This window comes from Marinomonas spartinae, assembly GCF_900089775.1.
Taxonomy (GTDB): Bacteria; Pseudomonadota; Gammaproteobacteria; order Pseudomonadales; family Marinomonadaceae; genus Marinomonas; species Marinomonas spartinae.
Genome location: NZ_FLOB01000004.1, coordinates 231,908 through 246,730 on the forward strand (window position 1 = coordinate 231,908; position 14,823 = coordinate 246,730).

A 14,823-nucleotide genomic window follows, 5' to 3' on the forward strand; every position below is an offset into this window, starting at 1 on the left:
AAAAGATAAAGGGAGGGAATGTGTGATGCCCATTGGGGTGAAAGGGGGGCTGTCGCGATTCGTCGCTTTTAGTCTACCTATAGTCGTTTCCAGCCATCTATCCCACCAATCGAGAAATTACACTGAGTTCATTGCTTATAACTAGATTAAAAGCCCCACACCGAGAGGTAAGGAATAACAATGAACGCAGCAGAATTACATGATAACGCTATTGTGATCGATGGCTTGATTTGTGCGAAGTGGAATCGTGAGTTGTTCGAAGATATGGCTAAAGGCAAGTTGACGGCCGCTAACTGCACTGTGTGCTTTTGGGAAAACTTTGAGGGTACGGTACGCAATATTGCCCAGATGAATCAGTTGATCGAAACCAACAGTGATTTGCTGACCAAGGTTTACACAACCAAAGACATTTACCGCGCTAAAGAAGAGGGTAAAACGGGCGTGATGATGGGGTTTCAAAATGCTAACGCTTTTGAGGACCAAATCGGCTACGTGCAGATCTTTAAAGATCTTGGCGTGGGCATTGTGCAGATGTGCTACAACACGCAAAACCTAGTAGGTACTGGCTGCTACGAGCGTGATGGGGGGCTCTCTGGCTTTGGTCGCGAAATCGTAGCTGAGATGAATCGTGTCGGCATGCTGTGCGATTTATCACATGTTGGTCCAAACACTGCTAAAGAAGTCATTATCGAGTCTAAAAAGCCGGTTGCTTACTCTCATTGCTTACCTTCTGGTCTGAAAGAACACCCACGCAATCGCTCCGACGAAGAGCTTAAGTTTATTGCCGATAATGGTGGCTTTGTTGGCGTGACGATGTTTACACCGTTTTTAAAAGCGGGGGTGAATGCCACGGTTGACGATTATGTCGAAGCCATTCAATACATCTACAACATCGTCGGGGAAGATGCGATTGGCATTGGTACAGATTTTACTCAAGGCCATGGCGAAGACTTTTTTGAATACCTTACCCATGACAAGGGCTATGCCCGTCGGTTGACACGTTTTGGTGAGATTATTAATCCAAAAGGCATTCGTACGGTTGGTGAGTTTCCAAATTTGACGGAAGCCTTGTTAAAACATGGTTTTAGTGAGCGCCAAGTTTGCAAAATTATGGGTGAGAACTGGGTGAACTTGCTGCGCGAAGTCTGGGGCGAATAGTCACGCTATCCGCCGAAACTCAGTTAGATATGACAAGTTACAAAAAATAGACCGTTTAATGAGGAAGTAAAATGAGTTCACATGCCCCTGAAATGCCCATCCAAGTAGACGATGAAACCGGTGTTTGGACAACAGACGCTTTGCCTATGCTGTATGTACCACGTCACTTTTTTGTTAATAACCATATGGGAATAGAGGATGAGATTGGTGCTGAGCGTTACGCTGAGATCCTCTATAAAGCTGGTTACAAATCCGCCTATTTTTGGTGTGAACAAGAAGCCGAGTGCCATGGTTTTACGGGCGATGAAGTGTGGCATCACTATTTGAAACGCTTATCTCAACGTGGCTGGGGCTTTTTTATCACTGAGGCGTTAGACGTTGAAAAAGGTACCGCAAAAGTGCGTTTAGAAAATTCCGCTTTTGTTTATCACTACGAAAAAATCCACGGTAAAAAGGTCAACCGCAAGGTGGATTACATGTTTACTGGCTGGTTTGCCGGTGCGTTAGATCAAGTGGCTAAAAGCCAGGGTTTGTCGATTCGTACTCAAGCGATTCAAACACAAAGTGCCGCAGAAGAAGGTTGCGATGTAGGGTATTTTGAAGTGTCTCCCCTGTAGATTTTCACAGCCAATGCGCTCGCAAAACCAGGGAGCGCTTTCTTGTGTTTTTTAGATTTTTAGTTTGGTATTTTTTATAAGGACGGGGGTCTTGTTATGTCCCAGTATGATGCGTTATTTGAGCCATTAAACATCAACAAATTGACCATACGTAACCGTATTGTCAGTACGGCTCACGCGGAGGTATATGCGACTGATGGCGGCATGACGACAGACCGTTATGTGAAGTATTACGAAGAAAAAGCCAAAGGCGGTTGTGGCTTGTGTATTTGTGGTGGTTCCAGTGTGGTGTCTATTGATAGCCCTCAAAGTTGGTGGAGCTCCGTCAACTTATCGACGGATCGTATTATTCCTCATTTCCAAAATCTTGCGGATGCGGTGCACAAGCATGGCGGCAAGATTATGATTCAGATTACCCACATGGGACGGCGTTCCCGTTGGGACGGCGAAAACTGGCCGAACCTAATGTCGCCATCCGGTATTCGTGAGCCCGTTCACCGTGCAACCTGTAAAACCATCGAAGTGGAAGAAATCTGGCGCATTGTGGGTGACTTTGTACAAGCGGCACGTCGTGCTAAAGAAGGTGGTTTGGACGGTGTTGAATTATCTGCCGTTCACCAGCATTTAGTTGACCAATTCTGGTCGCCTCGTGTGAATAAGCGTACTGACGAATGGGGCGGCACATTTGAGGGTCGTATGAAATTTGGTCTTGAGGTGGCGAAAGCGGTTCGTGCCGAAGTCGGCCCAGATTTTGTTGTGGGTATGCGTATCACGGGGGATGAGTTCCATCCAGATGGTCTAAATCACGAAGACATGAAGCAAATTGCTAAGTACTACGACGACACGGGTCTTATCGATTACTTCGGTGTGGTGGGGTCTGGTTGTGATACGCACAACACCTTGGCAAACGTTATTCCCAACATGAGCTATCCTCCCGAGCCATTCTTACATTTGGCAGCGGGCATTAAAGAAGTCGTGAGTGTGCCTGTTATTCACGCGCAAAACATTAAAGACCCTAACCAAGCGAAGCGTATTATCGAAGCGGGTTATGTGGATTTTGTCGGTATGACACGTGCTCACATTGCTGACCCTCACTTTATCGCGAAGATCAAAATGGATCAGGTTGACCAAATTCGTCAATGTGTGGGGGCAAACTACTGCATCGATCGTCAATACCAAGGTCTCGATGTTCTGTGTATCCAAAACGCGGCGACCTCTCGAGAGTACATGGGGTTGCCTCATATTATCGAGAAAACAACGGGTCCAGTTCGTAACATCGTTGTTGTCGGTGGTGGCCCTGGCGGTATGGAAGCAGCACGTGTTGCGGCAGAACGTGGTCACAAGGTGACATTACTTGAGCGTGCTGAAGAGTTAGGTGGTCAAATCACCTTGGCTTCTAAAGCACCACAGCGTGACCAGATTGCAGGTATTACGCGTTGGTTGGTGATGGAGCTGGATCGTCTAGGTGTAGATGTGCGTCTTGGTACTTCGGCCGACGAAGAGCTGATTAAAGAGTTCAAACCAGATGTCTGTATCCTTGCAACAGGCGGTCGTCCATTCGTTGAGCAAAACCCAGAGTGGGGAGCTGATGAAGGCTTATGTGTGTCTTCTTGGGACATTCTAAGTGGCAAAGTCGAACCCGGTAAAAACGTTTTGATCTACGACACTATCTGTGAATTCTCAGGTATGTCTGCGGCGGATTATCTGGCGTCTAAAGGGTCTTTGGTTGAGCTGGTCACTGATGATATCAAGCCCGGTGTGGGTATCGGTGGTACGACCTTCCCAACTTACTACCGCTCGCTATACGAGAAAGAAGTGATCATGACATCTGACATGATTCTTGAAAAAGTGTATCGCGAAGGCGGCAGCTTGGTGGCGGTACTTGAGAACGAATATACCGGTCAGCGAGAAGAGCGCGTGGTAGATCAAATTGTGATTGAGAACGGTACTCGTCCTAATGAAGAGCTGTATTATGCCCTGAAAGAAGCGTCTTACAACAAGGGGCAGATTGATGTTGAAGCATTGTTTGATATTAAACCTCAGCCTGTGTTGTCTGAACAAGTCGATGGCATGATCTTGTGGCGTTTGGGGGATTGCGTATCTCAACGCAACACACACGCCGCCATGTATGATGCGCTGCGCTTGTGCAAAGACCTTTAACGTTTAGCCGTACTCAACTAAACCAACTTAAACTGAACCCAAGGGGCAGCTAAGCTGCCCCCGCTTTTACTAGATGAGGGTGAAAGATGGTTATCGACTGGTTACCTTCTATTCTGATTGTTGTGCTTCTGGCTCTTGGCGTCATCGGTGCCTTGCGCCGTATCAGCCTATGGCGCGCAGGGCAGCCTGAAAAAGTGAATCTCATTGCTGGCCTGATGGCGATGCCAGGGCGTTACCTTAACGATTTGCACCACGTTGTTGAACGTGACAAATACATGTCTAGAACGCACGTTGCGACAGCGGGCGGTTTTGTGTTGTCTATGGTGCTTGTCATTGCGGTGTATGTTTTTCACGTAGAGCAAAAAATTGTCACATGGCTACTGTTGGGCGCTTTGGTGCTTATGCTTTGCGGTGCATTTTTTGTTTTCAAGCGTCGTTTGAATCCGCCTTCGCGTTTATCCAAAGGCCCTTGGATGCGTTTGCCTAAGAGCCTGATTACCTTTGCGCTCACCTTTATTGTGTTAACTCTGCCTGTGGCAGGTGTGCTACCAGAAGGGTTTGGCGGTGTACTACTGACATTGATTCTGAGTGTAGGCGTCATCGTTGGTTTAGGAGAGTTGCTCTTCGGCATGGGCTGGGGTGGTCCCATGAAGCACGCTTTTGCTGGAGCCTTGCATCTTGCGTTTCACCGTCGTCCTGAGCGCTTTGGTGGTGGTCGATCCACCGGGCTAAAACCGGCACAACTAGGGGGCGAGTCACACGGTGTTGCTAAGCCAAGTGATTTCAAATGGAACCAATTGCTTGGCTTTGATGCTTGTGTACAGTGTGGTAAATGCGAGGCTATGTGTCCTGCCTTTGCAGCGGGTCAGCCCCTTAACCCGAAAAAATTGATTCAAGATATGGTGGTGGGTCTTGCAGGTGGTACGGATGCGAAATACGCAGGTAGCCCCCATCCTGTTAGGAAGACGGGTAAAGAGCCAGGTAAAGAAGTTGGTCATGCCAAAGGTGGTGCGAACAATATTATTACAGCGGGTTTGATCGAAGCGGATACATTATGGTCTTGTACGACTTGTCGTGCCTGCGTTGAAGAATGTCCGATGATGATCGAGCATGTCGATGCGATCGTCGATATGCGCCGCTTCCTAACCATGGAAAAGGGCGATACACCTAATAAAGGGTCGGAAGTTCTTGAAAACATTATCGCGACGGACAACCCAAATGGTTACGCACCGAGCAGTCGCACTAACTGGTCGGCAGATCAAAACTTGCCCGTGATGAAAGAGAAAAAACAGGCGGATGTTTTGTTCTGGGTGTCTGACGGTGCATTTGATATGCGTAGCCAGCGCATCTTGCGTTCCTTCGTAAAATTGATGAAAGCAGCGAATGTCGATGTTGCTATCCTAGGGGATGAAGAGCGTGATAGCGGTGATTTGGCGCGTCGTCTTGGGGATGATGCTACGTTCCAAAGTTTAGCAAAACGCAACCTTGCTACCTTATCTCAATACTCTTTCAAGAAAATTGTTACCACGGATCCCCATGCTTACCACTGTTTACGCAATGAGTACGCGGACTTTGATACCGAGGGGGCGTTAAAGGGTGTTGAAGTGCTTCATCATACGACGTTCTTGAATCAATTGGTTCAAGCGGGTGCTTTGAAACTGGATACGTTTAAAGGTGGCAAAGTGACCTACCATGATCCATGTTATTTAGGCCGTTACAATGGTGAGTACGACGCTCCACGAGACTTGCTGCGTTCCCTTGGTATTGAGGTTGCTGAAATGGAGCGCTCTAGATTCCGTTCACGTTGTTGTGGCGGTGGTGGCGGTGCGCCCATTACCGATATCCCCGGTGAACGTCGTATTGCGGATATGCGTATGGAGGATGTGACAGCAACCGGCGCAGAATTGGTTGCCGTTGGTTGTCAGCAATGTACTGCTATGCTGGAAGGGGTGGTTGAACCGCGTCCGGAAGTAAAAGACATTGCCGAAATTCTCGCCGGACAATTGATTGAAGAGGTGCATTAATGAGCGACATCATTCGACGCGATCCTCGCAGAGAGTGGATTGCCCGTAACAGGCTGCATCCACTCCATGATTCAGTGGCTAATGCTGTACAAGGAGAGGTGAGAGGGCCAAGTGGTCTTCTCCGTAAGAACCCTCACCAAGTTGGGTTCATTGGTCCGAATGGCCTCAAACGTATTGATCGCTTAAAAGGCAACGCTGTAGTGGGCGTGGGCAACAAGCGTTCTGCGGCGAACCAAGAGGCGGTATTGCCACTTCATAAAGTGGACAATCCCGATTTCTACATTGTGGTGGTGCCGGATATGGTCGGAGGTCGCTTATCCGGTCACGATAAGGATATTCTCGGTCTAGCACATACCATGGTCTCAACGATTGAAGGTAATGGCGCAGTGGTGGCGGTGTGCTTTGGCGAGAGCAAAGAAACTCATTATGATTTGGCTGGTGTGGATCGCTTGATTCATTTATCCGCTAGCGAGTACGAAGGCTTTGCGCCCGAGGCAAGATTAACCGCGCTGACGCATATTGAAGCTCAATTGGCACCTAAGCACTGGTTGTTCCCAGACAGTATTCATGGCGGTAGTGATTTAGGCTCGCGCTTGGCGGCGCGTTTAGGTGAGCGCCCAGCTGCTCAGGCTTGGCAAGTGTCTGGGGAGCAAACGGTCTGTCGTGGTGGCGGTGGTAGCCTTGATATTTCTCGTCAAACGCCACGTATTCTGATGTTGTTAGAAGAATGTGGTGAAGCCATTGACGAAACGCGTCATGAAGCCCTTGCCATTGAGGTGGATGGTATCTCGGTGAGTGAGCCTGCGTTGCAAGACAAAGGTTTGATGGACGTTGATCCTAGTGCCATTCCGCTTGCCGAAGCCGAGTTTATTCTTTCGGCGGGTAACGGCATTCATAATTGGGATCAATTCCACAAAGTGGCAACGGTTCTTGGTGCTACCGAAGGGGCCAGCCGAGTTGCAGTGGATGATGGTTTTATGCCACGTTTCCGTCAGGTTGGTGCGACGGGTACTTGGGTGACGGCTCGAGTGTATCTTGCTGTGGGCATCTCGGGTGCGATTCAGCATATGCAGGGGATTGGTCAATGTGACAAAGTGGTTGCCATCAACACAGACGCGGGTTGTGATATGGTGAAACGCGCAGCCTTGAGTGTCATTGGGGACAGCGAAGACATTTTGGCTGAGTTAATGTTGTTGGCACAAGCTCGTAAGAAAGGTTCACAAGAGGAGCAAAGCGATGCAGCCTAACGTTGTTTCCTTGATATCAATTGGTCGCCATCCTCAATCGGGTCGCGCTCGTCGTGCTGAGCAAGATGGTCGAGGCGTTGAGCTTGGCTTGAAACTTGCTGGTGAAAAGCTTTCTGTGTTGCATGTTGGTAATCCAGAAGAGCCCGTGCTTCGTCAATATGCCGGTATGGGATTACCTGCTATGACCGTCTTGAAGCAAGATGAGACAGCGGATGCCGTTCCTGCACTAAGTGATTATTTGCAACAAGAAAAGATTGACATTGTGCTCACAGGCGTTCGCTCAGAAAGTGGTGAATCTTCAGGTATGGTGCCTTATCTGTTGGCGGAAAAGCTTGGTTGGCCAGTCGTGGCTCGGGTGGCGGATATTGTTTCCATTAAAGACGGTGTTGCTGAGGTGTTGCTAGCATTGCCTCGTGGTCAACGCCGTTCTGTAACGGTTAAGTTACCCTTTATTGCCAGTGTTGATAATGCGGCAGCGCCAGCTCGCCAAAGTGCGTTTGGGCCAGGGCAGCGTGTACGTATGGAAAGTGTAAACACGCATGGTGAAGTGGACCAAATTCGTGTAGATTGGCAAGAGGCTCCAGCGAAACCTCGTCCTAAACGTTTGAAAACCGTGAAGGCTAAGACAGCGGCAGATCGCTTTAAAGCGGCTACTGCGAAACCACAAGGTGGATCCGGTAAAGTCATGAAAAATGAAAGTGCCGCTGAGAAAGCTAAAGCCATTTTTGACCTATTAATTGAAGAAAATGTTATTCGTTAGATATATGCTATTCGTTGGGGAAGGGAGTAGACGAAATGATGATCGTAGATTTAATCGATGAAGTGGATTTTAAAGAGAAGCTCATCGGTATTGGCGCGCCAGTGGACACCGCTAAAGACTTAAAAGAAGTTGATACTTGCCTTGTGTCTTGGCTAAATGAATGCCCAGAGCAAACGTATTTCGTCAAACTGGTTTGCCAAGAAATCATCGAAAGTAATGCCACCATCCTCCCTGAAGTCAAAACCATCATGCAGGCATATCTCTAATCTAATAAAGTCATTAAAAAAACGCTTTAACTTGATTCGAGTTAAGGCGTTTTTTTATGGGCGTCATGTGCCTTTATTTCTATTGGATATTTCAGCAGGAAGTCGCTAGCAAAAAACGTTTTCCCACAATTGATTTGCGCTCTAGCTCATCTAGAGCTCTAAATGATAGGTGTTGCAAAAGACATTTTTTGACTGAGTGTATTTAGATCAAAAAAATAATGAGTGTGTTTTTTGATTGATGATGGCGATGGCGCCTATTGCGAGGTAGGTGTTTAAGAGAAGTCGTACGTGTGGAGCGCAATGACTCTACACGTACGTTATGCATTTAGCCTTTCAGATGTTTGAGAATCGTGTCTGAATACCAATCCAAGAAGTTAATCACTCCATATTCAAAGGTTTCGGAATAGGGGCCAGGTTCGTAGCCGATGGAGTTGATGCCTTGCTGGTTGCGCTCGCCGAGTATTCTATCTTGGTCGTTGGTGGCATCCCAAACTTGGCGTAGTCGTTCAGGGTCGTAATCCACACCTTCGACGGCGTCTTTATGGACAAACCACTTTGTGGTCACCATGGTTTCTTGCGGGGAAATGGGCAAGACTCGAAAGACAATAAAATGATCGGATTGCATGTGGTTCCAAGAATTAGGTAGGTGCAATATCCGCATGGAGCCCAGTTCTGGGTTTTTAATGCGCCCCAACATTTTTTGACAGCCTGCACCGCCATCGATAGTCATCACTTTGGTGTTTTTCTTAAGCGGCATGCGCACGATGCGGTTGCGTTGTCGGCTCCCAAAGCTTTGATGTTTGTGAGGAATGCCTTCGGCGTCCCATTTGTCAGCTTGAGATTGATAGTGGTCGAGAAAGTCCTGAGGAGCCCGTGGATCGTTAGTGTCATCCCATTCCAGTAAGGTATTAAGCAATTCAGGATGGTTGTTGGCACAATGGTAGCATTCACGGTTGTTCTCGAGGACGAGTTTCCAATTGGCTTGTTCGTGCATATTGGATTCAACAGCCAGTTTGGTATTTTCTACATCGTAAGGCGCCATGTATTCTTCTAACGTGGCTAAAAAGTCGCTGAAACCATCATCAGGGGCGTCTTTTCCTAAACAAACAAAGATGAACCCACCAGCCGTTTTACAATGAGCGGGTTTGAGGCCATGTTTTTTCATATCGAAGTCTTTGCCCATTTCTGTACCAGCGAACAAGAGGTTGCCTTTTAAATCATAGGTCCACTGATGATAAGGGCACACCAAGTTTGCCACTTTGCCTCGATGTTCGGTGCAAATGACAGAGCCACGGTGGCGGCAGGTATTGTGGAAAGCATTCACATTGCCGTCGCCATCGCGTACGAGGAAAACGGGATTTTGACCAATCTCGACGGTGAAGTAATCGCCTTTTTTAGGGATCTCACTGGTCATGCCTACAAATAGCCATTCTTTGTGAAAAATCTCTTCCATGTCGATACGAAATGTATGTGGATCATTATAAAGTTCAGCACTAAGGGAATAGTTCTGTTGGCGTTGTTCAAGTGAGCTTGCTACTGAAGCACGAGCTTCATCAAGCGAATTATGCCGTATGTTTATTAAATCTATTTGCTTCATCTTTCTGGATCCTTCATAACAAAAAGAATAGATGGAAGAGGATTGTGAAAGGCTATCTTCTCTTAAATGGTTTGAATAAATATGTCTATTCACGACATGGCAAAGTATCTAAATCGACGCTATAAAATGATGGTAATCGTCTTTGTTTGGGGGAGTGACTGCATTGAGCAACTTCGTGTCGTTAATGGTTAATTTGCATTGAGCAACTCAAACGAGAATGGCCGATATGTCATCATCTTTTAGTTAGGAAGCCTTTATGAGTGATTCAAATACTTCGGCGGTCAACACTGATTATTTTGCTCCCGTCCACACCCAAACATGGGTTAATGGTCGACATAATGTACGTTGTGTGAAGATGATTCACGAAACTTGGGATGTTCGTACCTACTGTTTTATGGCTCAACAGCCTGTGATGTTCTTTTTTAAGCCAGGTCAATTTGTTACGTTGGAATTAGAAATCAACGGTAAGCAGGTGATGCGCTCATATACCATTTCCAGTTCGCCTTCTGTGCCTTATAGCTTCTCGATCACCGTAAAGCGGGTGCCTGGTGGAGAAGTGTCTAATTGGCTGTATGAGAACATGACGGTTGGGACAGAGCTCGCCGTGCATGGGCCTGCTGGTCAATTTAACTGCATTGATTTTCCTGCTGAAAAAGTTTTACTGTTATCTGGTGGTGTCGGCATCACACCTGTTATGTCGATGGCGCGCTGGTACTTTGATACCAATGCAGAGGTCGATGTTACTTTTATTCACAGTGCTCGATCACCTAGGGACGTTATTTTTGCTCGTGAGCTCGATCACATGGCGTCGCGAGTGGATAATTTCAGTCTACATATGATTGTTGAGCGCATGGAAAACGGCTTGGCATGGCATGGTTATCGAGGCTTTTTAGATGTCGAAAAACTGAATATGATTGCGCCTGATTTTATGGAGCGAGAAATCTTTTGTTGTGGACCGGCACCTTATATGCGAGCAATAAAAACCCTGCTAATGGAGAAAGGGTTTGATATGTCTCACTACCATGAGGAGTCGTTTGGTGCGACACCTGTGGAAGTCGTTGAAGATGCTATTGAACTAGCAGAAGTGGCTTTAGCAGAGGCTGAATCCATAATAGAAACGGATTTGATGACCATCTCGTTTGCTAAACAAGGTAAGAGTATTCAGGTACCTCAGGGTGAAACCCTTCATAACGCGGCAGCGAGGTTGGATTTGATGATTCCTAAAGCTTGTGGCATGGGGATTTGCGGTACCTGTAAGGTAATGGTGACAAACGGAGAAACGCAGATGGAACACAACGGCGGTATTACAGATGATGATGTGGAAGCGGGTTATGTGTTGTCTTGCTGTACTGTTGCGAAAACGGATGTTGTGATTGACTTTTAATCTTGGGGTGGTGATCAATAGTTGTTCAATTAATGGGCGGAGATGTGCTTAATCGGTGCGTTTTGGCGCGAATATTTTTAAATGGTATCGTTATGGCTGCATGAGCGGGTTATTTCCGAATAGCTGACAGATTTCCACTAATTGGTCTATATTTTGCTGTGTTAACCAAAGCATTATTTAGGAGGGAATAAGTTATGTTGATAGGAACGGCAGAAACCGCTCATAAGTCCAATAAAAAAGTGACTAAAATTGGTTTTCTTCTCTTAGATCATTTTACCATGATCGCGCTAGCCTCTTCGATAGAGTCTCTGCGTATGGCTAATCAATTGTCTGCTGAGGAGTTGTATAGCTGGCAGCTTATTTCGGAAACCGGACAACCGGTGACCGCCAGTGATGGATTGAGTTTAAGTGCGGATTTTTCAATGCAAGATGTCCCCCACTTTGATTTTATTTTTGTCGCTGGTGGGTTAGATATTACACGTTCCTATACTTCTAAACAGGTTTCTTGGTTACAACAAAAGGCAAGACAAAATGTTTGCCTTGGCGGCATTTGCACTGGTGCTTATGTATTGGCTCATGCTGGGTTACTGAATGGTTATCAATGTAGCATTCACTGGGAGTGTTTAACGGCGTTGCAAGAGAATTATCCCAAGGTGAAAAGTAATAATCAGTTGTTCACTATTGATCGTAACCGCTTAACCTCATCAGGTGGCAGCGCCCCAATGGACATGTTTTTAACGATGATTACTCGTCAACATGGCGCTAAATTGTCGAATGCAGTGTCTGATATGTTTATCTGTGAGCGTATTCGTGGTGAGTCCGATATACAGCGTATGCCACTGCGTCAGGTAAATAATGGCGTAAGTTGCACTCCCAAGTTATTGGACGTCATCCAATTGATGGAAAATAATCTTGAAGAACCAATTGAGTTGGATGAGATGGCGGTTTTTGTCGGAGTGTCTCGTCGTCAAATAGAGCGCATGTTCCATAAATATTTGGATTGCTCTCCATCGCGTTATTACTTACGACTACGGTTGGATCGGGCGCGTCAACTGTTGAAGCAATCCAGCATGTCCATTGTCGAAATTTCAACTGCTTGCGGGTTTATTTCCACGCCACATTTTAGTCGTTGTTATCGTAAGCATTTAGGAGTCTCACCACGAGATGATAGAAAAATGGCTTGGTCTCAAGCCGTTATCACTCCTTTGTTAGAGGATTCCGCTTTCTCTGAGCCCGTTGCCCACTTACTTATGCCTCATGCCTCATCGGCTTTATCAAAAGCGCATTCAGAGCCAAGCTATGGGTCGGTTACGTTGACCTAATGCATAATTAAAGAATCAGTGACGGCGTTTTCCTTAAATAGACGTCGTTACTGACTACCTTTCTCATTCTCCTCTTTCTGTCATTTTGTCGCCAATAGTGTTGCTTTATTCTAGGATGTTATTCACAGTTAGAGCCTCATTCTATTTAGGGGGTCTCATGACAGACATAGCGACAAACCGATTAATAATCCGATCTTTTCGCGAGACAGATAGCGACGGTTTATTCGAATACTTGTCAGCGCCACGTGTGAACTGTTTTCTGGACGATAAAGTCACAACACTTGAGGAAGCAAAGCAAAAAACGCAAGAGCGTTGTCAAGATGAATGCTGTGCTGCTGTCACCTTAAGAGACACTGGTGAGCTAATCGGTGAGCTTTTTTTTCATCCAGAAGAACGCTACATCCAAAATGGACAAAAGGTAGATACCTATAATGTCGGGTGGAATTTTAATGGGCGGTTTGAAGGTAAGGGTTACGCTAGCGAAAGTGCGCATGCACTGTTTGATTATTTGTTTATGGATAAAAATGCCAGACGACTCTATGCCTTTGTAGAAGATGATAATATTAAATCACAAGCATTAAGCGAACGACTAGGCATGCGTAAAGAGGGATGCTTTGTGGAGTTTGTCTCATTTATCAACCACCCAGATGGAACACCCAAGTACGAGAATACACTTCAATACGCTATCCTAAAAAAAGAGTGGTTGCTCAGAAATGGGTAGGTTGAGTCACCAAGTATTGCTCTAAATCAAAACGCTTTTATCTTCTTTATTTATTATAAGCTTATTCTTTATTGGAATTAGTCGTAAACAATCTAATATGAGGTGAGTGGATGAAAAGTTATAAAGAGATCAATAAAGAGCAAAATGCCTTTGCGAGGGAGTATCGTAAGTCATCTCCTGCCATCTTGGATGGCTTCATGACCATGTATAAGGCTTCTATGAGCGAAGGAGCCTTATCTAACAAAGTAAAAGAGCTAATGGCGTTAGGTATCGGCATTGCTGCGCGTTGCGATGGCTGTATTGCCTCTCATGCTAAAGCTTCAATTCATGCAGGGGCAACAAGGGAAGAGTTGGTCGAAACCATTGATGTGGCCATTATGATGGGTGGTGGGCCCTCTGTTATTTATGGTACGCAAGCACTCGCTGCGGTCGATGAATTTTTGGCGGATTAAGATTGAGAATAAACTGTGTTTAAACTAGCCGTATTATTTTTACCTTTCCTGAGTTTTTATTAAGTATATTATAAAAATATTGATATCATTTTTTTTCATATCTCTGGTTGGTGATGTAAAATGGCGAATAGATTGGATTCTATTTGCCATTTTTAAAATTCTATTTTAAATAGATTAAGTGTTTTTACTGAATATTTCAGATTGATTAATGATGAAGTCTGAAAATGTTTTGATATGATTTGGCTGAGTGTGGTTTTTTAACTGAATTAGATAAATATCTCTTTCAATATCGATGTCTTCAAATGGAATAATGGCAATGTTTTTATGTTTGAATTGAAATAGTGTTAATCCCGTTGTGATGCTAATTCCGTAGTTAGCAGAGATAAGCCCCATCATGGTCGTTAGCTGTTGCACTTCTAGACGGTAATTTAGCTGTATCCCTTTATTTTCAAACAGCTTGTCCGTGTACTGTCGTATGCTGGTGCGAGGGCTAAAGCCAATAAACGGGTACTGGTATACCTCTTCTAGTGAGACTTTATCACGGTTCGCCAGTAGGTGGTCTGCATGACAAAGTAGATAGAACTTATCGGAAAATAAATAGGTGGAGTCGAAAATATTCGTTGTAGGTTGACTGGCGGCTAAAGCCAAATCAGCTTGCCCATTTACTAGAGAGCTAAGGCATTGATTCCATTGAGTATCATTGAGTTTTATTTGGGTTTGTGGGTGGGTCTTGCTATAGGTTGCTAATATCTCGGGTAACCATTCTACAGCTAATGATGGCAAGACACTTAAAGTAAGAGAGCCGTTTCTTCCTGCTGCGTGTGCAGTTATTTCGTTGATAGCTTCGTCATAATTTAAAATGAGCCGTCGGGCAATTTCAATAAAATGAATGCCATTGGCGTTTAGTTCTACTTTTCGAGTATCTCTGTCGAACAGGCGATACCCAATTTCCTCTTCTAAATTAGCAATGAGAGCACTGAATGCGGGCTGAGAAAGATTAAAGCGTTGAGCTGCCTGTGTAAATGTGATGTTTTCACTTAACACTAAAAATGCTCTTAATTGTTTGATGGATAGATTCATTATTCTTCTTATCTTTTAGTAACAAGGTGAATTTT

General features: G+C 45.5%; 13 protein-coding genes. 11 read left to right on the top strand and 2 right to left on the bottom strand.

Going from position 1 to position 14,823, the window contains the following annotated elements; all coding sequences use genetic code 11:
- The first annotated feature begins 180 nt into the window (after nt 1-180).
- The 7 genes from MSP8886_RS11055 to MSP8886_RS11085 all read left to right on the top strand — a co-directional run bounded on the left by MSP8886_RS11055 (nt 181) and on the right by MSP8886_RS11085 (nt 8,232).
- A complete protein-coding gene (locus tag MSP8886_RS11055) occupies nt 181-1,158 on the top strand; it encodes a dipeptidase (RefSeq protein WP_067016368.1) in 978 nt (325 codons plus the stop codon).
- Between the two features lie 71 nt (nt 1,159-1,229).
- Entirely contained in the window at nt 1,230-1,775 is a 546-nt protein-coding gene (locus MSP8886_RS11060; RefSeq protein WP_067016370.1) for a DUF5943 domain-containing protein, read from the top strand.
- Between the two features lie 96 nt (nt 1,776-1,871).
- Complete coding sequence (gene dgcA, locus MSP8886_RS11065; RefSeq protein ID WP_067016372.1) at nt 1,872-3,935, top strand: dimethylglycine demethylation protein DgcA; 2,064 nt, start codon at nt 1,872-1,874, stop codon at nt 3,933-3,935.
- A gap of 86 nt (nt 3,936-4,021) precedes the next feature.
- The gene (locus tag MSP8886_RS11070) at nt 4,022-5,959 is read left to right on the top strand and encodes a (Fe-S)-binding protein (protein WP_067016374.1); all 1,938 of its coding nucleotides are present in this window, start codon (nt 4,022-4,024) and stop codon (nt 5,957-5,959) included.
- Nucleotides 5,959-7,206 carry an electron transfer flavoprotein subunit alpha gene (gene etfA / locus MSP8886_RS11075; RefSeq protein ID WP_067016376.1) on the top strand — a complete coding sequence of 416 codons (1,248 nt, stop codon included), beginning with the start codon at nt 5,959-5,961 and terminating at the stop codon, nt 7,204-7,206. The genes MSP8886_RS11070 and etfA overlap by 1 nt, the downstream gene beginning before the upstream one ends.
- Nucleotides 7,196-7,966, top strand: coding sequence for an electron transfer flavoprotein subunit beta (gene etfB, locus MSP8886_RS11080; protein ID WP_067016377.1), 771 nt, complete (start codon nt 7,196-7,198; stop codon nt 7,964-7,966). Before etfA ends, etfB begins: the two co-directional genes overlap by 11 nt.
- A 35-nt stretch (nt 7,967-8,001) precedes the next feature.
- A complete protein-coding gene (locus tag MSP8886_RS11085) occupies nt 8,002-8,232 on the top strand; it encodes a hypothetical protein (RefSeq protein WP_067016380.1) in 231 nt (76 codons plus the stop codon).
- Nucleotides 8,233-8,557: 325 nt separating this feature from the next.
- On the opposite strand, the gene gbca is transcribed toward MSP8886_RS11085, so the two are convergent.
- Complete coding sequence (gene gbca / locus MSP8886_RS11090; protein WP_067016382.1) at nt 8,558-9,829, bottom strand: glycine betaine monooxygenase oxygenase subunit; 1,272 nt, start codon at nt 9,827-9,829, stop codon at nt 8,558-8,560.
- A gap of 256 nt (nt 9,830-10,085) precedes the next feature.
- On the opposite strand from gbca, the gene gbcB reads away from it, so the two are divergent.
- The 4 genes from gbcB to MSP8886_RS11110 all read left to right on the top strand — a co-directional run bounded on the left by gbcB (nt 10,086) and on the right by MSP8886_RS11110 (nt 13,708).
- On the top strand, nt 10,086-11,213 hold the full coding sequence (gbcB, locus tag MSP8886_RS11095) for a glycine betaine monooxygenase reductase subunit (protein ID WP_067016384.1): 1,128 nt from the start codon (nt 10,086-10,088) through the stop codon (nt 11,211-11,213).
- A gap of 194 nt (nt 11,214-11,407) precedes the next feature.
- Complete coding sequence (gbdR, locus tag MSP8886_RS11100) at nt 11,408-12,535, top strand: choline metabolism transcriptional regulator GbdR (protein WP_067016386.1); 1,128 nt, start codon at nt 11,408-11,410, stop codon at nt 12,533-12,535.
- A 157-nt stretch (nt 12,536-12,692) separates the two neighbouring features.
- Nucleotides 12,693-13,256 (top strand): GNAT family N-acetyltransferase, encoded by a 564-nt coding sequence (locus MSP8886_RS11105; protein WP_067016388.1) that lies wholly within the window; start codon nt 12,693-12,695, stop codon nt 13,254-13,256.
- A 110-nt stretch (nt 13,257-13,366) separates the two neighbouring features.
- The gene (locus MSP8886_RS11110; protein ID WP_067016390.1) at nt 13,367-13,708 is read left to right on the top strand and encodes a carboxymuconolactone decarboxylase family protein; all 342 of its coding nucleotides are present in this window, start codon (nt 13,367-13,369) and stop codon (nt 13,706-13,708) included.
- Between the two features lie 174 nt (nt 13,709-13,882).
- On the opposite strand, the gene MSP8886_RS11115 is transcribed toward MSP8886_RS11110, so the two are convergent.
- Nucleotides 13,883-14,788 carry a LysR family transcriptional regulator gene (locus tag MSP8886_RS11115; protein WP_067016392.1) on the bottom strand — a complete coding sequence of 302 codons (906 nt, stop codon included), beginning with the start codon at nt 14,786-14,788 and terminating at the stop codon, nt 13,883-13,885.
- Between the last annotated feature and the right edge of the window lie 35 nt (nt 14,789-14,823).